8 protein-coding genes (1 of these 8 only partly in view) are annotated in these 24068 nt (G+C 70.3%); 5 read left to right on the forward strand and 3 right to left on the reverse strand.

What is annotated here, in order from left to right:
* The 4 genes from HUT19_RS33435 to HUT19_RS33450 all read left to right on the forward strand — a co-directional run.
* A protein-coding gene (locus HUT19_RS33435) for a lonely Cys domain-containing protein (protein WP_176184012.1) crosses the window boundary here: on the forward strand, positions 1-13500 show its 3' portion. 37404 nt of this gene lie to the left of the window's left edge; only the last 13500 of its 50904 coding nucleotides appear in the window; its start codon lies off the left edge, out of view; the stop codon is at positions 13498-13500.
* Between the two features lie 802 nt (positions 13501-14302).
* A complete protein-coding gene (locus HUT19_RS33440; RefSeq protein WP_176184013.1) occupies positions 14303-15355 on the forward strand; it encodes a type VII secretion system-associated protein in 1053 nt (350 codons plus the stop codon).
* Positions 15356-15486: 131 nt separating this feature from the next.
* Entirely contained in the window at positions 15487-18435 is a 2949-nt protein-coding gene (locus HUT19_RS33445) for a hypothetical protein (protein ID WP_176184014.1), read from the forward strand.
* A 231-nt stretch (positions 18436-18666) separates the two neighbouring features.
* Positions 18667-19923 (forward strand): hypothetical protein, encoded by a 1257-nt coding sequence (locus HUT19_RS33450; RefSeq protein ID WP_176184015.1) that lies wholly within the window; start codon positions 18667-18669, stop codon positions 19921-19923.
* 223 nt (positions 19924-20146) lie between these two features.
* Here the strand turns inward: HUT19_RS33450 and HUT19_RS33455 are convergent, their stop codons facing one another.
* The 3 genes from HUT19_RS33455 to HUT19_RS33465 form a co-directional block, all read right to left on the reverse strand.
* The gene (locus HUT19_RS33455) at positions 20147-21139 is read right to left on the reverse strand and encodes a sugar-binding transcriptional regulator (protein WP_176184016.1); all 993 of its coding nucleotides are present in this window, start codon (positions 21137-21139) and stop codon (positions 20147-20149) included.
* A 313-nt stretch (positions 21140-21452) separates the two neighbouring features.
* A complete protein-coding gene (locus tag HUT19_RS33460) occupies positions 21453-21668 on the reverse strand; it encodes a tautomerase family protein (protein ID WP_176184017.1) in 216 nt (71 codons plus the stop codon).
* A gap of 561 nt (positions 21669-22229) precedes the next feature.
* Entirely contained in the window at positions 22230-23114 is an 885-nt protein-coding gene (locus HUT19_RS33465) for an SDR family oxidoreductase (protein ID WP_176184018.1), read from the reverse strand.
* A 244-nt stretch (positions 23115-23358) separates the two neighbouring features.
* Between HUT19_RS33465 and HUT19_RS33470 the strand changes: the two genes are divergently transcribed.
* Positions 23359-23931 (forward strand): TetR/AcrR family transcriptional regulator, encoded by a 573-nt coding sequence (locus tag HUT19_RS33470; protein WP_176184019.1) that lies wholly within the window; start codon positions 23359-23361, stop codon positions 23929-23931.
* The last annotated feature ends 137 nt before the right edge of the window (positions 23932-24068 follow it).

Here is a 24068-nt window from a genome sequence, read left to right on the forward strand (position 1 = left end):
TCCCGCTTCACGGGCAAGGGGGCCAACTGGGGCAACCTACGCGGCCGGATGCAGAACGACACGAGCTTCCAGGGAGTGCGACAGATCCTCGACGCCGCCGCTCGCCATTTTCAGGCAGTGGTCATCACGGGTGATCCCCACCCGATGAAGCAGGGGAAGTGGGACGAATTCGTCCAGGAAATGCGGGGGAAGCTGCAGATTGCCTCTGTCCACCAGATCACTGGCTTTTGGAGCGACGATCACGATGTATTGGCCAGCTGGGGCGGGCACACCCGCGTGGGCCAGTTCCGGCTGTATGACTACCTGCACCGAAAGTACGATCTCAAGCACCTGGGCTTTCGCTCCGGAAACCTCGAGGCCATCGCGCTGATAGGGCATGAGGTCCGCTACCTGGAGGAGGAGCAGGCGCCAGGCGGCGGCCGCATGGCCGCTTGGCATGCCAGCGGCAGCCAAGGGACAACCCGCAAGGGAGCATTGGCTCCCGGCTACGAGCGCATCACCGTATCCGGGTCGGCGACTGCTTCGGGCAGGTACGCCCAGTACTTCCCCGACAAGCCGCAAGGCGACGATCCTGTGTATGAGCCGCCTGCGGCTCATGCCGTGTGGCGCAAACCGGTCGAGGTCTACAGCCAGGACCGCGGGTTCACTTATGACGACATGGAAAAGATCTGCTCCTATCTGGCCGTGCCATCACCCGAGCGCGAAGCCTTCGACGCAGACCGGCTCCAGCACATGCAGCGGAAGTACAACGCTGTGCGGTACTACGTGGGAGTGTTGGTCCACCGCATCCCGGCGGAGCAGAGGGAGTATCGGCAGCGAATCGACCAGGCGATCAGGTACTTCGACTCGTGGTTCTTCGCACCCCTGCAACACGGTGAAGGAGCCGGGCAACGGTTCTACACACTGAGCCACCTCACGCAGGATGAGAAGACCCGTGCCCCGGGGTCGGGCCTGCATACGGTCTGGGCCCACTACCGGAATCTCCTCTCCTCCTATGGAGCGCAGCAGAACGACCCCGCTTCCCTCGCAGCCGCCGCGGTTCCCGCCGGTGGTGTTTCGCAGACCGAAGGGCGGTCTGCTCGGATGCGTGAGACCGAGGCTCTCGCTCCGCCGACGTTGACCGAGGAGGGTGCGACCCTGTCCCAGGAGGCCGCCGAGGGCGGTACCTCGTCGCCGGGGGCCACCGGGGGTGCGGCCGGTTCGTCGGAGGTTTCAGCGGCTTCGCAGCCGGAGGAGGGGGTGTCGGCTGCGGTGCGGGATCTGGCGGTGCGATTGCCCGGGATGGCGGTGGACGAGCGGGCCGTGGAGCTGGCTTCGTTGTCGGCTGCCGAGCGGGAGTCGCTGGCGTCGCATCGGGGTCTGGTCGAGGGTCTGCTTACGGCGCTGCCGACGGATGAGTTCGCGTTGCTGGCCCTGCAGTTGATGGTGGTGGTTCCGGAGGGGGTGGATCGCCCGGTATCGGCGCGGCGTGAGGTCGAGGCGCAGCTGGCGCGGATGCTGCGCGATCCCAATGTGGTGGCGATGCTGCTGCTGCGTGGTGCGCGTGTGTGGGTCGTGCCCAAGGATGAGGCGATGACTTCGCTGGAGCCGTTCCGCCCTTATCAGGGAGTGGAGGTTTCCGGCCGCAATCTGGACTCGATACGAGGGCTGCGCGCGGGTTGGGCGGTGGCCGTGACTGAGGAGAACCTCCTTGGCGAGTCCACCAGTTTGCTGGGGGAAAATGGGTACCATAGCGGATATTCCACTACGACGCATGAGTTCGCGCATCTCATTCATGGGCTCGGGCTTATCGATGCCGACCGGAAGGTCATCACGCGCGCGTATCAGGAGAAGGTACGTCAGGGCGTGGATGCTCATTGGCCGGATGGTCCGCTGTACGGCCGCAGGCCGGGTGTCGCCAATTACTCGTCTTTGAATGAGAAAGAATACTTCGCGCAGGTGACCAATGCCTATCTCGGCACCAATCACGGAAGGGATCTTTACACCAATCAGCCGCGGAACAATGGTGCCGACTGGGTGCGGCGTCATGAGCCGACGTTGTTGCCGCTTCTGGAGGCGCTGTATGGCGCTGATCCGGAGGCTTATGGCCCGAACCGGGCGAATCCGGTGGAGCGTACGACGGCCGAGAACCGCCGGTATGCCGGTTACCGGGATTTCTGGAACCAGGTTCATGGGGAGGACGAGGACGGCGACGAGCTGTACGTCGGCTACCGGGCTTTCTGGGACCAGGTGGAGCACGCCTACCGGCCGCTTGCCCACGAGCCCGCGCCCGCCGTCCCCGCGGTGCCGCACGGCGCTGTCGAGACCGAGACTTCGCCGGATCCCCAGGAGGAGACCGTTTCCCCGGCGCTCCAGGCCTCTGCCCTCGAAGGTGCCTCCACTGCGCCGCCGTCGATGGCCGAGGGGTCCACGGGCAGGAATACCGGGCCTTCGCCCCAGAGGGACGGAGACTCCCATCCGCCGCGGTTCGGCGTCTTCTACACCGATAAGCGGTGGAAGAAGCTGAGTAGCGAGTACGAGCGTGCCCTCGGGCGGGTGCTGGCCGCCGACCCGAAGGCGATCGCGGAGGCGCGGCGGGCGGTCGAGCGTCTGTACAACCTGCTGAGCAGGTATTACCTGCAGGAGGATGTGGCGGCGACGTTCCTTCCTGATGCAAGTGACCCGCGGGCCGCGATGGACAGCCTGCTGGACCCCGCGGGTGGGGCCGGGCTGCGGGAGCTGATGGATGCCTTCCTGCGCACCGCTACCGGTTCGGGGAGGACCACGCTGGGTCAGCTGTGGAGGGAGCATCCCGGGCTGAACTCGCGACTCCTGCCCCGCAAGCCGAGGGATGTGCGGCCGCATGACCTGGACGCGTGGGAGGAGATGCACAACCGGCGCGGTTTCCCGGTGGGGCCGGGCCCGGCCGAGGATGCCGAGTGGCTGCTCGGGGTCTACCAGTCGCTGGAGGTGCCCGATGGTGAGGTGCTTTGGTTCCGGGAAGCGCTGCTGGGGTGGATGCTGACCGAAAACAACGATCACACGCTGGTGGAGATCTGGCTGGCCTCGCGCCGGGCCGGGGTGCACGACGAGACCGAGCCCGAGACGGACGTCGAGGCCTCCCGTCTCTACGCATGGGTGGACGCCGCCATCAACCCGGTCGGACGGCTCACATCGAGCTCCAGCGAGCTGAAGAAGGCCCTGCGGCTGCCTCATGAGCGGATGTACCTCGCGCGGGCGAACTGGTTCACCCCGGAAGTCACCGGAGACGGCCGATCCGAGGAGATCAAGGGTCTGCTCCGGCCGGGGGGTTCCCTGGGCGGCACGGACATGAGCGGTCCGGCGGTGGCGGCGCGGCGGCAGCGCCGCGAGGCCCTCGCAGGGTGGTTGCGGCGCCATCACACGCTCGGGCTGCTGCGGAACCTGGGGGCGGGGCATGCGGCGGCGCTTCAGCTGGCCAGTGGTGCTGACGTGCGGCTGCTCAACGAGCGGTTCACTGCGGGTCCCGACGCCCCCGGCGCGCTCGAGCAGAGGCAGCGGGCGCTGTTCGACGAGGCGTGGTCCCTGGCGGGGCAGGCGTCCGAGGGCGGCGATCCGATGGCGTACCTGCCGCTGCTGTTCCTGCGGGACAAGCCGTTCCGGGAACTGGTACGGAAACTGGTACGACGCGCCGCGGAGTTCCGCGCAGACCCCGCACGCCGGCCCCTGTGGACGGAGGCCCGCATGCGTCTCGCGGAGCGCGCCGTCGAGTTGGTGGATGGCCTGCGGGGTGAGTTGCGGGCGCATGCGGAGATGGCGGCTGAGGCGGTGGCGCTGCTTCCGCCGGTCAGTGGACGGGTGTGGTGGGCGTCGTGGGAGTCCGGGCCGCTGGACGGTACGCGGCCCGGGGAGCGGCGGACGGTGACCGTGCCGAGGCTGCACCAGGCGACGACGAGCCGGAAGGCGGCGCTCGCGTCCCTGCTGGGGCCGGACACCGAGGGGAACGAAGGGCACCCGGAGCTGTGGGAGGTGGTGGACTCCACGAGCCGGGACGTCTCCCCGCTGGCCCGCAAGCCCGCTGAGCGCGCCGCGTTGTACGCCTTCACGACGACGCTGCGGGAGATTCGCCGTGAGCTCCGCCTCGATGAGCCGACCGGCAAGCGTTACGTGCACATCACCCTCGAGGAGGTCCCGCAGCCGCTTGCGAGGGAGTGGGACCGTGAGATCATCGCCCGGGTGGTGCACACCACGGAGGGCAACTCTTTTGGAGTGGTCGCTCATGACGTGACGGACGGGCTGCGCGCCAGGGGAATTATCCCTCTTCTGCCCAAAGCGCGGCATTACGGCCTGAACCAACCCCAGGCCGGCCATCCGGCAGAGACCCGGCCGCTGCCCTGGCCGATCAGGAACACGGCCCTCTTCCTGTCACACGGCGACGGCAATGTCTTTACGGTGATGTCCCGCTACGGCCACAAGAAAGTGGACGGTACCCAGGTCGGCCGTTACATGCGGCAGCTGATGGAGAGTATGGGAACTCCCGCGGGCTACCCTGTGCTGGCGATTGTGTGTCGTGCGGGCAGGGAGGGGCCGGACGCTCCTGCTCAGCGGGTGGCCACGTGGAGCGGGCGTCGCAGTCGCGCTTCCTCGTCCGTAGTGGGAACCAGGTTTGGGAGTCCACAACTCGCGCTCGAATATGGCCGCCGTGGTCAGCCGGAGCCGAAGTGGGGGGAGTTCCAGCCGCAGGATGTGAGTGTTCTCGCCGCGGAGAAGGCCCGCTCGGCTCTCGCGGATCTTGCCAGGCAGGCCGGCCGGTTCAGCGGCTCGTACGCCGACCCCCAATGGGAGGATCTGGCGGTGGCGTACGAGAAGCACGTAGGTCACACGCTGGCTGCGGATCCGGCGGTGGTCGACACCGCCCGGCAGGCCGTCAGGACCCTGCAGGACCACTACGAGCGCCTCGGCCGTCGCGGGGCAGCACGGCTGTTCTTCCCGGCCGAGGCCCGGCACACCGCTGCTGAGGGCATGCTCCGCCTTCTGGATCCGCACTCCGGGGCCGGGCTGGACGAGCTCATGAGGGCCCTGTGGACCGCCGTCGCCTCGGAGCATCCTCGGGAGTTCCGCAAGCGGACGCTCGACAAGGACAGCGACTGGTACCGCGAAACCCGCGGCAGTCGCGGTTTCCCGCTGGTCACGGGCGAGGCCGAGAAAGTGGCACACCTGCTGCGCACATACCGGGACGACACCTATGCGTCCGAGGAGGAGATGCTGCGTCTCCGCGAGGCCCTGCTCGCCTGGTACCTTCCCACGCACACCCGCTCGCTGTTCGAAATCATCGACGCCTCCCACGAGGCCGGGGTTCTTGAAAGCGACACGGAGCTGCAGGGTGACGCGGCACATGTGTACAGCTCGATCGACGCGCTTTTGGCGCCGCGGGAAAACCGGAATGCGGGCGCCTTCATGGAGACGCTCTACCTTCCGCATCACGCGCTGTATCACCAGACCGCCGGGCCGCTCACCGAACAGGCCACCGGGGCTGCGGTCGAGGACATCTGGCAGCGGCTGAACGGGGCGCCGGCTCCCCGCTCCGGGCCGGACGTACTGCGTGCGGCACTGGAGCGCTGGCAGCAGCGCCACGGCGGTTCTGTGCCGGACATCCTCCGGCGTGGGGACATCCTGCCGCTGTATCTGCTCTCCGGCCCGGACGCGGCGCTGCTCAGCGGGCGGTTCACCGACCCGCTCGACGCGGACGGGACGGCGCTGCTGCGGGAGAAGGCGCGCTCGGCGGTGCGGCGTGCGGTGGAGACGCGGCGCTTCGACTTCCCGCTGCTGCTTCTGGGCGACGCGGATTTCGACGAAGCCGCCGCCACTATCCGGTCCCTCCCCGAGGGGGAGAGGCACCGTGGTGAGCGGGCAGAGGCCCTGCGGATCCTGCTGGAGCGGGCCGACCTGCTGGCCGCAGGGCTGGCGGCGGAGATTCCCCGGCATCTGGGGATGGCGGGTGACGCCCTGATGGCGCTTCCGCCGGTGAACGCGTCAGTGTGGTGGGGCACCTGGACCACGGGGGATCTGTCCAACGGGCTGCCGGAGCTGGACGCGGTCAGCGTTCCGGAGTTCCACAAGGCGAGCGGCAGCAGGGAGGAAGTGCTGTCCCGCCTGCTCCGCCAGGAGCCCGCGTCCGGCGACCGGTACCCGATCCTGTTCGAGGTGCCCAGGTCCACCGCCCGGGACATCGCCCCCATCTCCAAGAACCCAGTCCGGCAGCAGGTGCTGTATCCGGCGGAGACGGTCTTGAGCAAGCGACGCCGGGAGGTCCGGTACGACGAGGAGACCCGGCAGCGCTACCTGTACGTCCAGCTGGAGGAGACCGAGCCGGTACCCCAGATCCGCCGACGTGTCATCGCCTTGCCGTCGTCCGCCGCCGCCCCGGACAATCCGGCTCCGCACGCGTCAGGTGGCGGGCAGCCCGCGCCGGCGGTGCCGGTCCCGGGCCGCCCCGGCACGTGGTGGAACACACAGACCATGCTGTATGAGATCGCGTACGACGGCCGGCGGTTCGGCTGGGCGTCGTTCACCCCGCGCGATTGGGCCCGACGCCAGGCTGCCTACGGTCAGTTGCCGAGGGTGAAGCACTACGTGGAGTGGCGACTGGACAGAAGGGGGCGTCCCAGGGCGACGATCAAGGCCATGCCCTTCATGGGAGCCGCAATCTGGGCTTCGCACAGCACTCCTGGGGGCAGCGCCTTCTCCCTGGCGGAGCCCGGGGGAGGGGAGCGGCGCGGTGATGTGCACGAGGTGGGCCAGTACCTCGCCATGCTGGACCTGTCCGGCATCACCCAGTTGTTCATCGCGGCCTGCACGGGCAGAACCGCTGCGCAGCGGGCGCGGCGGGCGGCCGCCATCACCGGCATGACGGTCTATTACCCGGACGGGCCGGTCGCCGTCACCTTCGCCGACGATGGCAGAACACCCCTTGTCCATCTGGGAGCACAGGCCGACGGCAGTCCCGCCCCGTGGCGGAAGGTGGAGATGGGCCCGCCCCAGCAGGGGCCGAAGGCGCCGGTTCCCGCAGTGTCCTTCAGCTACCCGTCGGAGGATGACTGGAACACGCGCATGCCGGCGCCGGCCCGGGGAGCAGAGCCTGGCCGTAGGAGTCATGGGAAGGGACCCAAGCCGGCAGGTGGCCGCGGCACAAAGAGCATGACCGACATCTGGAAGCGCGAGGAGGCCGCCAGGGCCGAGGTGTTCCGCATCGAGGGCGACACCCCGGAGACCCTCAGCGCCCGCAGGGAAGATTGGGCCGACGTCATGCGGGCCAGGCACGACGTCACCGCGGCGCAGGCCGAACTCGGCGCATTCCGGACCCGCCCGGACGGCCCGTCGGACGCCGCGGCGGTCGAGCAGCGGCTCCAGGCGGACCTCGACGCCGCGAAAAACGCCCTTGCCCAGGCCGAAAACCACTTCCTCGGGTCGCACGGGCTCACCGCCGACAGCATCGCCACGAGACTGGACGAGCTGCAGCAGAGGTCATTCATGCAGCGCCCGCGGCTGCTCGGCGGCACCAACGGGCCAGTGCCGGATGGGCAGGCGTCGGTGGTCGCCCTTGATGCCGCCCGGGCAAGCGACCCTGTTCTGGGCCGATCGCCATCGGCCGGGGACAGCACCGCACCGGGAGTCCTGGTACCGCCGCCTCCCTCAGCGGACAACAGGGTCCATGGTGCCGACGGTGGGGCCGTGCCGCGCCCCGGAGCACCGCGGTTGTCGGAGCTGATGCCGGAGAAGGACTGGTGGCAGCTCTACATCGATCCCAGGGATCACGGTCGGGCGCTCGAGCGACACCCGGATGATCCGGGAAAGATCTACGACCGGGACCGGTCCCCGGGTTTCCAGCGGGGCATGGTCGACGCCTATCGCGCGCTCCTGGACTCGCCGGAGGGGCTGGCGCAGCGGATGAACGCCGCCGGGTATCTCCATACGCACAACCTGGTGGGTGCCCATCTGGACAAGCAGCCCGGCTGGTCAGGAGGGCGTCAGACCAGTTTCCCCCTGCGCAACACCCAGTTCAGCCCGGACATCCTGGACGAGGAACTGGACGGCCGGCCGCTCGTCCTCGACCTGAGGACCTTCGACTGGTCATCCACTGGGCCCAAGCCGGTCACGGTGCTGGAGACCTTCTCCAGAAACGGGCAGGCAGTCCTCCATACCAACTACGCCGTCGGCGAGGCGGCCAGGCTGGTCGATGCGGCCTTCGACCGCTACTATGCCGAGGCCGCGCAGGCGCACAACGACCTGGGCAAGCTCGCCGCCATCGCCAAGGTGGTGCGTACCCTGCAGGTCATCCACCCCTTCCAGGACACCAACCGGCGTGTCAACGTCCACCTGCTCCTGCACAGGCTGCTGATGGAGCAGGGATTCCGGCCGGTGGTCACCCCGGACTTGGGGTCGCTGTTCCAAGGCGGCTACTCCGTACGGCAGATGGCCGAGACGCTGCTGCGGCACACCGAGCCTCTTCGGCCCGCCACACAGGCTCCGGCTCCCGAAGCCGCCCACCACCCGGAACCGGATCCTGACCAGGCCCCGGGCGGCATCCCCGCCGCCCAGCCGCCCCGTCCCCGCCCCGAAGACTGGAATGCGCCGTCGAGCCAGGCAGGGACGCAGGCGGGCGGGCCCGCCCACGCCGGCACCGGGCCGCGGTTCAGCGCGTTCTACGGGGAGCAGCACCGGGCACGCTGGGACGAGCTGAGCACCCTCTATGAGCACGCCCTCGGCCAGGCGCTGGCAGCCCATCCGGCGGTGGTCGACACGGCACGCCGCGCCGTCGGGCAGCTGTACGAATACCTGTCCGCGCACTTCGGCGAGCAGAATGCGCGGCAGGCGTTCTTCAAGCCCGGCCAGGACGCGAGCCCCGAGGCGATGAGAGGACTTCTGGATGCCGGATCGGGCTCCCGGCCCGGGGCCGGGTTGCACCGCCTGATGGCTGCGTTCGTCCTTGCCGCGTACGCCAACAACCACATCCCCTACACGCTGAGGCAGCTGTGGAGCGACCGGCGCGAGGTGCTGCCGAGCACCGTTCCGGGGCTGCGGGCGAACCCCCGCAGTGTGCACGCACACGACCGGGACGGTGAGTGGCAACGCGAGATGCACGACCGGCGCGGCTTCCGCACCGCCCGTGGCCCGGCAGCCCGCGCGGAGTGGCTGCTCCGGGTCTACCGGGCTGTGGACCCCCACGGCGATGTCCTGGTCTTCCGGGACGCGCTGATGGGCTTTCTGCTGCCCACCGGTCAGCACTCGCTGGTGGAACTCCTGGAAGCGTCGCACCGGGCGGAGGTCCGCGGTGAGGTGGACCCCGACCCGTCGGCGATCGATGCCTCCCTGCTCTACAGCTGGGCGGACGCCTACCTCGACCCCCAGGGCCGGATTGACGAACTCACCCAGCGCGGACTGCGGGAGGACCTGGCACAGCCTCACCGGCGGATGTACGGCGAGCTCTACGTGCGCGAGTCGGTGGACGGCACCATGGCCGAGGTCATCGCGGAATTCATCGGGCTGGAGGACGGAAAGGCCGCGGTCGACGGTGTCGGCCACCACACCAGCCTGCCGGGTGTTTCCGTCGAAGCCTGGCGGGAGCGGCGCGAGGCGCTGCGGGAGTGGCTCTGGCGGCATCGCGCTCCCGGCTTCCTGCGCAACATAAGCACTGAGCACGTCGCCGCCCTGTACCTCGCCGACGGCCCGGACGCCCAGCTGCTGGCCTCGGTCGGCGAACCGGGCGACGCAGCGGCGGCGCAGCGGCTGCGGGAGGAGGCGAGCGCCCTGGTCCGGCGATACGCCGAAACCGCCGCCCCGCTCACGTCGTTGCCCCGCGTCTTCAACCGCGACTACCGGTTCAACAACTCGGCCCGAGCGGTGGAGCGCGGTAACAGGTCGGGTTCGCCGTCGCAGGCGGACGTCGAGCGGCTCGTGCGCCGGGCCCAGGAGCTCGCCGACCGCCTGGGGGCGGAGCTCCAGGCCCATGCGGAGATGGCCGCCGAGGCGGTGGAACTGCTCCCTCCGATGTACGGCACGGTCTGGTGGGGCACCTGGGAGGACGGAGGGCCGAACGAGCCGGATGCCGTGACGGCCCCGGGGCATGTCCTCACCCTGCCGCGCCTGCACCGCGGGACGGCGAGCCGGGAGGCGGCGCTGTCCTCCGCCACCGTCCCCGGGGCACGGCGGCGCGACGGGTACCCGGTGGTGTGGAAGGTCGAGACTTCCACCGCCCGGGACGTCTCCCCGCTCGCCCGGGAGCCGCGCGAACGCCCCGTGTTCTACCCGTCGCGGATGTCTGTCCGGGTCACCGGCCGCAGGATCGTCCTCGACGCAGCAACCGGCCGGCCCTATGTGGAGGTCGCCGTCACGGAGGTGCGAACGCCGCTCCCACGCGCGGCATGGGACCGGGAGATCGTCACCTGGGACAGCCCGCAGGGCGCGGACGTCGGCATCGGCAGCCACACCGCAAGCGGTCTGGCGCACTTCCGGCAGAGCCACTTCTCGGACCTGCGAGAGGTACGGAAATTCCGGATCTGGCAGCCCACGCCGGAGAACCCCCAACAGTATCTGGCCGGCAGCCGGGACCTGCCATGGGACGGCCGCGTCTTCTACTACCTCGGGCACGGCAACGAGCACGGTTTGCTGACCATGTCGCGCCACGGCCGCAGACTGGCGACGCCCGAGCAGGTCGGCGACTATCTCAAGCGGTTGCTCGACAGCCGCGGTGTGCCCGCGCACATCCGCCTCGTGATGCTCTCGTGCTCTGTGGGCGCCGAACGCAGCGGCGCCCACACCGTGGCCCAGGTGGTGGCCGACTGGAGTACGCACGGCACCATCAGCGCCGACGCGCCCCTGGTCTTGGGGAATCGGCCAGCCAGCGATCAGCCGTGGGAGCTGGAGCTCCACCAAGCCCCGGGCAGGCCGGTGCCGTCCTGGAGCGAGGACCGTGCACGGGACCGGGGCACGGTGGCCCGCTCGGGCAGCAGCCGGCCGCTCGCGGACCAGGCGGCGCGGTTCAGCGCCCACTACGCCGACCCGCGGTGGGACCGGTTGACCGAGGAGTACGAACGGGCCCTGGGCCAGGCGCTCGCGGAGGAGCCGGCCGTCATCGACGCGGCCCGCAGGGCTGTGAAGGCGCAGTACCAGCAGCTGAGTGTGTGGCACAGCCCCCGCGCGGCGAAGCGCAGCTTCCTCGCACCCGGCACCGGCCCGGCGACTGAATCCGATGTCAACGCCTTCATCGAACGCCTGCTGGACGAGGGTTCCGGCGCCGGCCTGCAGGAGCTGATGACCGCGCTCGCTGCCTCCCAGGGGCTGCTGGGGCCGGCACTTGCCCATCGCGCCTTCGAAGAACCGACACTGCGTCAGGAGCGCGGACTGCGCATCGTGGGAGGCGGGTCTCAACGGCTCACCGCCCTCTTCGCCGCGTACCGGGGGTGGGACATCCCCGCAAGAGACGAGCTGCTGTTCCGGCAGGCCGTGCTCGCCTGGGCGCTCCCCGAGGGGATCTACTCGCTGTTCGAGGTCATCCGGGCCTCGCACAACGTCGGTATGGATATCCGGGACAGGGCCGGTACGGGAAACCGGGACACGGCCGAGCGCGTGGCCCTGTCCGGCGACGCCGTCCACCTGTACGAATGGGCCGACGCCGCCTTCGCCCCGCGGGAGAAGAACCTGCCCCGCGAGCTGCTGAGCCGTCTGAACCCCCCACATCACGTGCTGTACCACGGGCGGCAGAACTGGCTGGGTCCCCAGGTCACCGGCGACGGTCTGGTTCCGGAGGGGATCTGGGGCGCCGTCGTGGCCGTGGCCGCGGAAGCCGGGAACGCCGGTGGCACGCCGGGCGCGCCGCGCGGTGACGAACTGGCTCCCCGTGGAAGCTGGGCGGCGCGGCAGGAGGCTGTCCGCGCCTGGGTCGCCCGCCACGGCGGTTCACCGGTGCTCGGTCTTGAGGGCGGACACGTCACCGCGCTGTACCTGCTCTCCGGCTCCGACGCGCTGCTGTGGGACCGCGGGCCGGTGGCGGGCGGTGCCGAGCCGGGGAACACGCTCACGGAAAGGGCCCGCTCGATCGTCGGGCGGGAGGTCGACTCGGGCCGGTTCGCGTTCCCGCTGTCACTGATGCGCGATGAGCGGTTCCGTGCTCTGGCGGAGCAGGCAGGGAGCGTCGCGGCCACCGACCGGGCGCAGCTGACCGGGCTGCGGGAGCAGCTCCAAGCGCGGGCCGGCACCCTGGCGGAGCCGCTGAGCAGGGAGATTCCCGAGCATCTGGGGATGGCCGCGGACGCGCTGCGGCGGCTGCCCGAGATGAACAGGCCGGTGTGGTGGGCCGCGTCGGTTCCGGGTGCGCTGCCCGAGCAGAACGCGGACCAGCAGCCGGACGGCCTGGACGCGATCGCCACACCGGAGTTCCACGAGGCGACGCTGGACCAGCGGGCGGCGCTGGCATCGCTCGTCGGCCTGGGCACCTTCGGCGGGGACGGCCGGCGTCGCGTCCTGTTCGAGGTCGTCAACTCCTCGGGCCGGGATGTGTCGGTGTTCGCGCCGGATCCTGATCGGGCGCAGGTGCGCTACCCCTCGCCCGCGGACTTCCGCGTCCTCTCGCGCCGGGTGCTCAACGACGCCGACGGGAAGCCGTACGAGCACGTACGGCTGGAGGAGGTCCGGCAGGAGGCGACACCGGTACCCGTACCGCCCGTCGGCCCCGTCACCGAGCCGTCCGGGGTAGCCGGACGGGCGAACCCTGTGGAGACCGGGTTTTCTACCGCCAGGCGGCGAAGGCATACCAGTCACATGCCCGCGAGCCCGCACCCGCCGCCCCTGAGCCCCCCGCACAACCCTGACGACAGCGAAAGTGAGGCCGAGGCGGACGCGTTCGTGGTCATGCCCCTCGTTCCGGAGCGGGGGCCCAGGGAGAAACCCGCGGACGATCAGGGGGAGTACACACACGTGGACCCGGACTACCCGGGACTTCACCTCATCATGGACGAGCGCCTGTCGGAGGAGTACTACGAGCCCATCTACCGCATCGCCGGCTCCGAGGCTGTCGTGCTCTTCGACCGGGAAAGCAGCTACGGCTATATCAAGGTCGACGAGGACCTGAGGACCTTCAGTGCACTCGCCATGAATGAGATCGGGCCCGACGAGGCTCAGGCGAACCTCACCGGCCACTTCTCCCCACGGAGCGACACGACCTACCACTTCAGTCCGGAAAGAGGGAATGTCCGCAGGGACAAGGTCGAGTCCTTGGGCGACTTCGACCGGTACGGAATAATCCAGGGCGATCTGGTGGAGGTGCACGTCCGCGTTCTGGGGATGGCGAGCGGGCGCACCGAGCACAACGACGAGAGAGTGCGGAACATCGCCGCCGGCATGCGGAACGGTGCGGCACTCCCGCCAGTGAGGATCAAGCTCTCGGGAAGCAGGATCGTCATCCTCGACGGCAACCACCGCCTGGGCGCGGCATTGCGGCTCGGCTACACGTACGTGCCCTGCCTCATCATGCTCATCATGTCGTGAACCGGTGGCCTGTAAGCCGAGGGGACGAACGGTGGCGGGACGCGCTCCTGCGCAGACCCCTGGCAGGGCATGAAACACTGCTCGCCGCTCCGGATCCGAGCATGACCGAGGGCCGCCGCGTACATCGATCCGGCGCAGGAGCCGCCCGCACGGCTCGTCCGCCGGTACTGGCCCTGGCGGACCAACGGTGCCGTGCAGGGTCGTGGCCGCAGACGCGGTTGCCTGCGCGGCGAGCACCTCGACTGTCTCCGTCTCGGTTACGCTCTGCGGCCCCGTGCCCGGTGCCCACACGCCTGACCCACGGTGCGGACCATCTCATCGGACACCTGGTCGGGCCGACGTTATGCGCAGCACGCTCGGGCCGGTAGTATCTGGAGCAGTGGGGCGTCGATGTTGGTCCCGGCCCGGTGCGGCCGAGGTGTCCAGCAGTGCTCAACGGGTCGGCCTCGGACGGCACTCCGATGGCTGGGTGACCCTGCACGATGTCGACGGCCGGGTCATGGCGTCAGTTCTCATTGCGCTCTTCGACGTGCGTTCGTGCGGTGGCACCGCGTTCGCTTGCGCGCAGGGGCTGACATGGGCCACCTGGTTGCGTCGGCCCGCTGATATCTCATCCGCGGGCGGTGGAACCCAGTTGCGCTCTGTCGGCTCTTCGCGTGCAGGTGCGGGAATCAGCGCGATCCATCGGTCGCGGTTCGTCGACGGGTAACGCACACCTTTCATCTCCGGTAGACGCGAAGGGCTCGCGTCGCGCGGGACAGCACGCAGATCAGCCGATCCGACTCACCTGGCAAGGACAGCAATGGCCACCAAGAAGACCCCCAAAAAAGCCACCACCGTTCATCTGCCCCCAGCACCGGATGAGGAGCCCCTTGAGGAGCCGGTGAGCCAGTCGCAGAACGAGAGCATTCCCTCGACACCGGTCGGCGCGCAGGGCGACGATGGCGAAACGGCCGGGGGCGACGGCGGCCAGACGGACGCCACGACCACCGACGCGGACAACGAACCGCCGCCCATTCCGGACGAGATCCGTGAGGCGGCCAGGCTCGCCCCGGACCACTGGCTGGGAATGGTAGATCCCACGTGGTCAGGCGAGGGCGCTCCACCGGACTGGGCGCTGGTCGGCCAGTGGCGTTCCGGAGCGGACGGCGAGATCGAGGAGTGGCAGGACAATCCCGAGTACCGGCCCTCGCCCAGCGCGATGGGCTGGCCGGAACCCGAGGACGAGGTGGACCAGGCCATCCAGCTCGCCGCCACCGGCTACGGACCCGGGGAAGGTGTCGGCGAGGCCCTCGTCGGCCGGGAGGTGGCGGTGCTGGTCAAGCCGGACGGTGGCGTGCTGTCCGCCGCGGCCCCGGACGGTGAGGCTGTCATCCCGCTGTTCACCTCACCGGTGTTCCTGCACACCGCCGGCCGTCTCGCCTTTGAGCTGGTGAACGCCGACGACCTCATCGACCAGATCCCCGAAGGGCATCTGCTCTACCTCAATCCCTCCGCCCCGGTCAGCATGACCCTGGAGCCCGACGCCCTGCGCTCGGCGATCGAGTCCGCCAATGGCTCCGTACCCAGTGCGGCCAGCGTGCCCACGGTCAGCGGCGAGGTTGAGCAGGAAGCGCGGGCCACGCCCGGCATCGACGAGGCAGCCACCGACGAGACCGAGGGGGCCGAGGCCACCGACGAGACCGACGAGGCCGAGGCCACCGATGAGACCGATGGCGCGGAAGGGACCGAGGGCGCCGAAAGCACCGGCAGCACCGAAAGCACCGGCAGCACCGAAAGTGCTGGAGGCGCCGGTAGCACCGACGTCGCATCGGTCCTGGCGGGAAGCGGTCCGGCCCGGGGGACGGAAGGGTGAGCCGGTGGACCTCTGTCTTCTCACGCAGAGGCCGTAGGTCCGGATCGGCGCACGGCAGGGGAGGGCCGGTCGACGGCGGCATCTGGCCGGTGCCCGTGGAGGATATCGATGGCGTCCTTCTCCTGAGGTCTTTGGAGGACGATGTCCCGAGTGTCGCGGACGTGGCGGAGGTGGCCCGTGCCGTCCACGAGGACGATGGTGTCGTCACGGTGATGGTCGGCTCGGCGGACCAGGCCGGGCACCACGCCCACGACTACAGTGCGCGTCTGGGTGATCTCCTGGACTCCCTGCGCGACAAGGGCGTGTCGTGCGTGCGGCTGGTGATGTCCGGTGCCGGCGACGACCAGCCGGACCGGCCCTGCCTGGCGCGCCGGATCGCCGACGCGTGGGAGATGGAGGTCATCGCCCCGGACGGGGCCGTACTCATCGCCCCCGGCGGGGCGCTGTTCGTCCAGGGGAACCCGGGGCCGGCGCGCGGATGGTGGCGGTTCGCGCCCGGCACACCGCCTCGGCCTTTGGGCCTCCGCGCGCCCGTACCGGAATGGCAGGGGGCGCTGGGCCGGGTGCCCGCCCGCACGGCCGGCGGCTGCGTGGTGGATCAGATTCCGGCAGGTATCCACATGCGCCCGGCCGAAGCGTCCCAGCTCCGCGGGGACGACCTGTGCTTCGCGATGCCTGTCCATCCCGAACGGCCCGTTCTGCTGGTCGGGGCTCTCCAGGCCGAGGACGTCCCGGCCGACGAAGTGGCCGCGGTGCTCGCGGCACTCCCGGCCGCACAGCGCTCCCGCGTCCAACTCGCGCCCGGCGGGCGGCGCGACCTGCTGCCGCTCGCCCAGTCGGTCGCCGACATGCTCGACAGCGATGTGGAGGTGCTCACCGGCATGCCGCTGCTGCCCGGGAACGCCCTGGCGGACGCGACCGCCCGCCCCACCCTGGTGGGCGCCGGCGGAGAGCCGACCTGGCAGCCGTACGTCACGGCCGTCGCGTGCGGGCCCACCGGCGAGGACGGGACGACGCCGGAGCCCCGCCCGCTGCACAGCCATCCGCTCAACCCGGGACGCACCGGCACCGAAGACGGGACCCTGCCGCTCACCGGCCGGTGGTACGCCGTCGCGACCAGGGCCGGTGTGGCGGTGGGAGCACAGGACGGACCCGCGCCCTCCCGGAGCGAGGTGCCGGTGGACCCGGACACCCTGTCCGTCGAACTCGGCACGCCGGGAACCGCGCTGGATGACTCGGTGCTTCCCGCGCTCTCGCGGCTCCTGGACAGCCTCGGCCCCCAGAGCGTTGCGAGGAGCACCCTGCTGGTGCGTGGCACGCTCTCCACCGGGGAGACGGAACTGCGCCGCCTCTCCTCCGCGCAAGGGGTGTCGGCCCTTCGGTACCTCACCGGCGGCCCCTTGTCAGCGAGTTCCCGTTCGCGGCCGGACCCAGTGGCGGCAGAAGCCGTGGGGCGCCCGCACCCGGACGCCGAACAGCCGGACGCCGAACAGCCCGTGCCCGCGGCCGTCGCCCCACCGGCGGGCGACCGCGCCCCCGCGACGGTGCCGACCGCGTCCTCCACCACCGGAGCGGTACCCCGCCACCAGCCCGGGCACCGACAGCGCGAATCCGAAGCGACGAGGGACCTTTCACCGACGCGCGGTCCGGAACCGTCCGGCGCACCGGTCGGCACCGGGGGCTCCGAGCGGCCCGGCGCCCCAGCCATCGCCGGTGCGGGCCGCGGCGGCGGTGGGCTGGCGACCGCCGCCGGTACGGCCGCGGCGGCCGAGGGTGCCGGCGGCCGGACCCCGGGCAGGACCGCGGGGGCGGCAGGAACGACGTCACCCGGGGCCGGGCGGCAGGAGCCCGTCCGCACCCCGGCGGCTCCCGCGCACGGCGCGGGCACATCGCGGGCGGAGGACCCCGAGCGGGCAGAGGGCCCCGGCACCGACAGCCAGAAGATCACTGGTGTCCTGACAGCAGGGTCCGGCCGACCACCCTCCTCCGGCGACGACTCCTCTCCCCTCCGGTCCGCTTCCGCCCCGGGCGGTGACCCGCCGACCAGCGGCCTGTCCGCCGCCGGAGTCGACGAGGGCGCGAACCGGGGTAGCGCCGACCGCGGTGACGCAAACGGCAGTAAGGCAAACCGCGGTAACGCAAACCGCGGTGACGCAAACCGCGGTAGCGCGGACCGCGACGACCGCGACGCACCAGGCAGCAGCGGGAAGAGAACCGCGGCGGCACAGCAGCCCCCTGTCCGGGAGCCGGCCGCGACAGCCTCCGCCTCGCCGCCACCCCCACCGCCCCTCTCCGGCGTGCCCGTGCCGCTCGTGCCCGGCCACGTCAGCAGCGACGCCGAGCGTGCGGCCTTCCGCGAACTGGCGTCGGACGTCTGGGAAATCCACGGTGCCACCGTCTCGCGGATCCTCACCCGGATGCCCGCGCTGCGCGGGCAGGAGCTCGAAGCGGCCAGGGCGGACCTGGTCGCCCTGATCGCCTACCTCACCACCGAGGAAGGCCCGCTGCTCCCTCGCGCACTCGTCCGCGACCTGCACCTCGGCGAGGGGCGCCTGCTGCCCTACGCGGCGTGTATCGCCTCGGCCCTGCGGCGGCTGCCGTCCTACCGGGGCATGGCCCTCCGCGGAGGAGACGCCGCACAACCCGCGGAAGCCGAGCCGCGGGCCGGGGCCCTGCTGCTCGAACCCGGGCCGGTCAGCTCGCTGGCCCTGTCCTCCGCACGTCCGGGCGGTGCTCCCGTGCGCTACGCGATCTGGTCGGTCACCGGGCGCAAGGTACGGCAGCTGCTGGACCGCCCGGCCGGGGCGAAGAACGCACCGGAGGAGGTCGTCTTCGCACCGGGAACGGCGTTCCGGGTGCTCGGTTCGCAGACCGTGCACGGTTCACCCGTGATCCTGCTGCGTGAGCTTCCCGGGCCGGCCACCCCCCAGGCGTCCTCCCCCGATGGCGTGGAGGAACTGGGCCAGTTGGACCGGGCGGCTCTGGGCCGGCTCGAAGCAGCGCTCGGCCAGCGGTTCACCACCGAGCAGGGAGGCGACTGGCCGGAGCGGTGCACCGGCCCGTTGGGATCCGGAGGCTGACCGCCTCGCCTGCGACGGCCCGCGAGTGTCCACCGCAGAACGCGCGGACAGCGGGCGGCACACAACGACAAAGGAGAACGGCATGCCAGGACCCCCCTGGCCCTGCGGCAGAACGTTACGAGCCCTCCACGGCAGACGGGACCACCGACCCGTCGGCTGTCACCAACCCCGCCCATCCGCCGGACTGCCGCACGGTCCCATGGGCCTCGAGCAACCACAGGAGAGGATCACATGACCGCTGAGGAGACATCCGGCAGCACTGCCGACCGAGAGGCCGGGGTGCGCCGGGCGATCACGTTGCCGGCCACCTCCGGCGATCCCGCCGCGGTACTGCCCGACTTGCACCGGCAGTCCTCGGGGCAGGCCACGGCAGCCGCGGTGGTTGAGCCGAATGCCACGTACGCCGAGCCGGCAACGGTCGAGCCGCCCCAGAGGGCGGTGCCCGCGCGGTTGAAGCGCGGGATTCTCGCCGGGCGCAGGAATTCCGAGGCGGGGCAGCTGCCGCGGGCGGTCCCGGACGCTGCCGCGCCGGATGCCGAGGCCGCTGCCGCGCCGGACGCCGAGGCCGCCGCCGCGGAAACGCGTGGTGAGGCCGGCCTGGGTGTACCGGAGTCGGCCACGGCCGCGCGATCGGAGCCCGCCCGACCCGGAACAGCCGGGGACACGCCTCCGGGCCGCCCCAACAAGCCGATGCTGGCGGCCGCCGCGCTGGCGGGCGTCGTGCTGCTCGGTGTCCCCATTCTCCTGATCGGCGGGGACGACAAGGACCACAAGGGGCAGCAGAACGTTGCCAACTCCCGGGACGATACCGTGCTCGGGGATGCCGGGCAGGAACAGCCCCCCTCGGGCAAGTACGCACCGTCCACGCCGGAGGAAGAGCGGGACTCGCCGGGTAAGAAGGGGGACTCGCCGGGTGAGAAGCGGGACTCGCTGAAGCCAGACCGCCCCTTCCACGGCAATGGCCCGCACGAGAAGGCGGCCAAGGCGCCGGAGGGGAACACCAAGGGCGGCAACGGCGAGCAAGAGGCCGCCAAGCCGCAAGCCTCGTCGGCCGCGATCAGCAAGCAGGCGAAGCCGTCCGCCAAGGTCGCCGCTTCCGGGCACTGGGAGACCAAGGAGCGCAGCGTGACCAACGCGCAGACCGGCCTGTGCCTGACCACCGTGAACGGCCGCGAGGTCGGCCAGGGATCGTGCGGCGGCAGCAGCGTCTGGACGCGGTACGTGATGCCCGACGGAACGGCGCTGCTCAAACTCAAGAGCGCGAACCGGTGCCTCGACAACGACGGCGGCAACCTGTACGTGTCCTCGTGCACCCCGAATGACGCGGGCCAGGTCTGGCGTACTCCTTCCGCCGGGGACTGCGAGGTCGTCCTGCAAGCAAGCGGCGGGGCCCTGGTGACCGGGTGGAACGACAAGACGGTGTCCATGCGCGCAAGAGGCGATGCAGGCGACGCGGACAAGCAGAAATGGGGATTCTCCCGGTGCTGAACCGCTCCTGATCACAGGGCCTGTCAGCGGTTGCGGCCGGCACGCGGTATCTGCGTGCCGGCCGCGGCCGACGCCCTGCCCCTGAGGCCTCGGCAAAGTGACACGTTGCTCCGCGTACCGGGCAATGGCCATGACGCGCCGTCACTTTGGTCGGCGCGTCACGACGAACCGTAGGGAGACCGGAGTACGGCACAGCCGATAGACGACAGCCCGAGCAGATTCTCTACGGAGTCGACGGGCTGGAGTCGGGGCTGAGCAAGCGCCGGGCAACCGAACTGTCCGTAATAATGCCGGTGAGAAGTCCGGACTTCAGAACGGCGCGGATGGCATCGGCCTTCCGGGTATTCCCCGCAACGGCGATCACCTCTGGGACTTTCCGCAGCTCCTCGACCTCTATCGAGATCACGCGGTCACTCAGCTCGGTTGCCACCACGGCACCATCGCGGTCAAAGAGGTGACCGCACATCTCGGCCCGTACGCCGAGTTCCCGGTACGTCTCGCGCTCACGTTCCGTCAGGGCGTCGTAAACCGTGGACAGCGTGGGTGCCCAAGCCCCGATTTCGACAACAGCCTTGCTGACGTGTGGGAACTGGGCGAGTGTGGCAGCGATTCCGGGTTGTTTGCCCAGGATCGTGGCCGTCAATCCGTTGGGCACGAGGAGGGGGACGTACAGGGGGAACGCGGTGCCGCCGCCGGCCGCCGCCGCACGAAGGACCGCGGCGACCGATGCGTCGCTGTCCCACTCGTCCGGGTGGGAGCCGGTGAGCTGGACCACCTGACACGGGGCCAACGTCGTGATGGCTCTACCGAGGGCTTCCACCGAGCGGCCCCAAGCCAGTCCAAGGACGTCGTCCTCATCGACGATGTCGGAGATCAACCGTGCGGCTGCCGCTCCCAGCCATGGGATCACCTCATCGGGGCGCATCTCACGCGCACCCTGACACTCGGCGATCACGGTCACGTGGGAGAGCTTGAAGCGCTCTGTGAGGGCCAGGGAGAGATCGACGTCTATCGTGACCGGAACGGTGATGTCGATCCGCACAATGCCCTGGGCAAGCGCTCCCGCGAGTATGCGAGCCACCTTGAACCGGCTGATCTTGAACTCGTCGGCGATCTCGCTCTTCGACCGGTGCTCAAGATAGAACCGTCTGGCAATGGAGGCAGCCAGAAAGACGTCGGTTGCCGGCGATGATGGGGGCGTACTTACCGCGCCCATATCGATCCCCCTGCTCACATGCTCTGGCGGGCGGCGTCATGCGTGGTTGCCGCCGTACGGATGTCTGCTGTTACGGCCAGAGAGGCCGCGGGCGCCATCGGCCTCGGAGGAGCGCTCGTGAAGCTCCTGAGGGTCGCTCACGCGGACATCGGCGGGCCGTCCGGTGACGGTCGTGCGGCGGGCAGCTGGGCCCCACTCCCGGACTGGGCGGCGCCACGGTCAAGCCGGCCGAGATGGCCGCGGCCTCCGGTCGGCGAGTGCCGTCCGGAGGCGCGGTAGGCGGGCAGCGTACGCAGCGGTGCCGGCGCGGTCGTCAGCCGTCCGCGCTCTGCTGGAGCATGGCGAGGGTCAGAACGTTGCCGCCGATGCCCCAGCCACCGTCGGCGACCTCCTCGACCAGCACCATGGTGTTGGCGCGGGCACGCTCGCCGTAGATCTCGACGTACAGCTCGGTGGTACGGGTGACGATCTGCTCCTTCTGCTTCTCGTCCAGGGTGCCGGCGGGAACCTTGAAGTTGGCGAAAGGCATGGTCGTTCTCTTTCCTATGGATCGGAACAGGTTGTAGAGGGCTGCCCACGGCGTGCGGGTTGTCCAGCCCTGGTGGGTGGCCGGCTGACCCGGCCGCGGCCCCGCGCTCGGCAGATGTCCTCCGCAGGCGCGGTGAGCGGTGGGGAAGGGCCGGGACGTGGCGCTGTCGCCGGTCCGGTGTGATGTCCATGATCGCCTGTGGAGCCGCCTCCAGCCACGGTTGTGCTGACCCGGGGGTTGTCATCCCCTGGTTCAGCCCGTGCGGCGAATGACGAGGGTGCCGGTGGATCTTCCCGCGCTCGCCGCATGACCGAAGTCCCGGCGCGACCGGATCCGGCTGGCCAGGCATCGGTCTGCCCATCGGGCCCCGGCCCCGGCGCCGGGTGCCCGGCCTGCGGCGCGAGGAGGTCGCACAGCCGGCCGGCCTGTGTCGGTGGACTTGTACTCAGCCGCAGTTCGCTATCGCCGCCAGGAGCTGTCCGGCCGATCACGTGGCGGGGCCGTGGAGCCCTCCACCAGCCCAGGACGAGCCGTCGGCTGGGCTGGTGGGGCGGGTCGGCGTCAGTCGGTGGTGAAGTAGTGGCCGTCCTCGAGGTCGGCGATCAGGCCGGGGTGGACCGGCTCCCAGTCCAGCAACTGCCTGGTGTCCGCGTTGGGCATCGTGATGTCGAGCGTGATGAACGGGAAGACCTTGAAGTGGTCCGCGGCCTGCTCGGCCGGGATGCTCACGGCCGGGACGTTGAAATGGCGGCCGATGGTCTCGGCGATCTCGCGCACCGTGATGCCCTCTTCGGTCGCGGCGTACAGCTGCGAGCCGGCCGGGGCCTTCTCCAGCGCCAGTCGGTAGAGGTGGCCGACGTCCAGGACGTGAGCGGCGGGCCAGCGGTTGGCGCCGTCGCCGATGTAGCCGGACACGCCCGTGTCGCGGGCGATCTTGATCAGTGTGGGGATGAATCCGGTCTTGTCCCGCGTGCTGTGCGTGACCGGTGGGATCGCGACGAGCACGGCCCGCACATCGCGTTCGGTGAAGGTGGCGATCGCGCGCGCGACGGCGGAGCGGGGGTTGGCGTCGATGGCCGCGTCGCGCTTCGCGTGGCCGGTGCGCGTCAGGCCGATGCCGATGAGGGCCTTGCCCGTGCCGGCCAGCGCGTCGCCGAGTGTCTGCACCACGGCCAGGTCGGCAGCCACCGCGTCGGCGAACTTCCCGGCGGCGATGGCGTCATGGTTGAACGCCAGGTGGATGACCGCGTCCGCGTCGGCCGCGGCCGCGCGCAGACCGTCCAGGTCGTCGAGGTCGCCGCGGCGCACCTCGGCGCCCAGGGCCTGGACGGTGGCGGCCGAGGCGTCGGACCGGGCCAGTCCGACGACCTCGTGTCCGGCCTGGATCAGTTCGGGCACCACGGCCGATGCGATGTGGCCGCTGGCACCGGTGACGAGGACACGCATCAGTAGCTCTCCAATGATGGGGCGCCGCGCTCGGGCGTGTTTCGAAAGTCCCGCCTGCCCCGCGACGCCTGGCAGGCTCCCCCAGCTACCGCTGGGAGGTGCCCACTGACGCCGCGGGGCCCGCCCTCCGGGCGGACGGCGCTCCTTTCGAAACACGCCCTTGGGCGGAACGAAGTGATGTGACTTGGTTCCATCACCATAGCCGATGTGACGGGACCAAGTAACATCACTTATGCTGTCCGGCATGGCTCGATGGGAACCCAACGCACGGGAACGGCTGGTGCGCGCCGCACTCGACCTGTTCACCGAACAGGGCTACGACGCCACCACTGTCAACGAGATCGCCGATCGAGCCGGTCTGACCAAGACCACCTTCTTCCGGCACTTCCCCGACAAGCGGGAAGTGCTCTTCGCCGGCCAGGACACGCACGCCCGGCTCCTCGCCGACGCGATCACCGAGGCGCCCAGCCCGGCCACACCGCTCGAAACGGTCCGCGCGGCCCTCGATGCCCTCACGGCCACCTTCACGGACGACCGCCGTGAGTTCAGCGCCAAGCTCCGCCCGGTCATCGCCGGCCACAGCGAACTGCAAGAGCGCTCCGCTTCGAAGCGCGCCAAACTCGCCGAAGCTGTGACGAACGCACTCCACAAGCGCGGCGTATCGGAACCGGCCGCGAGTCTCGCCGCCGAATTCTGCATCCGCGCCTTCTATCACGCCTTCGACCAGTGGGCCGATCCGGCCGGCCGACAGACGCTCACCGAACTCACACGCCACACATTCGACGAGCTCCGCGCCGCTATGGCCGCGCTCGACTAGAGCTTGGCGACTCGGTCACGTGACTGTCTGACCGCCGGTTCATTGGGGCCGTCTGCCTGCGCAACGGCTTACGCGGCGAGCCGGTGCGCGGAAGTCGCGCACCGGCAGCCCGGCAACGCGTACAGCGCCTGCCCACG

The organism is Streptomyces sp. NA02950 (assembly GCF_013364155.1).
Lineage (GTDB): Bacteria > Actinomycetota > Actinomycetes > Streptomycetales > Streptomycetaceae > Streptomyces.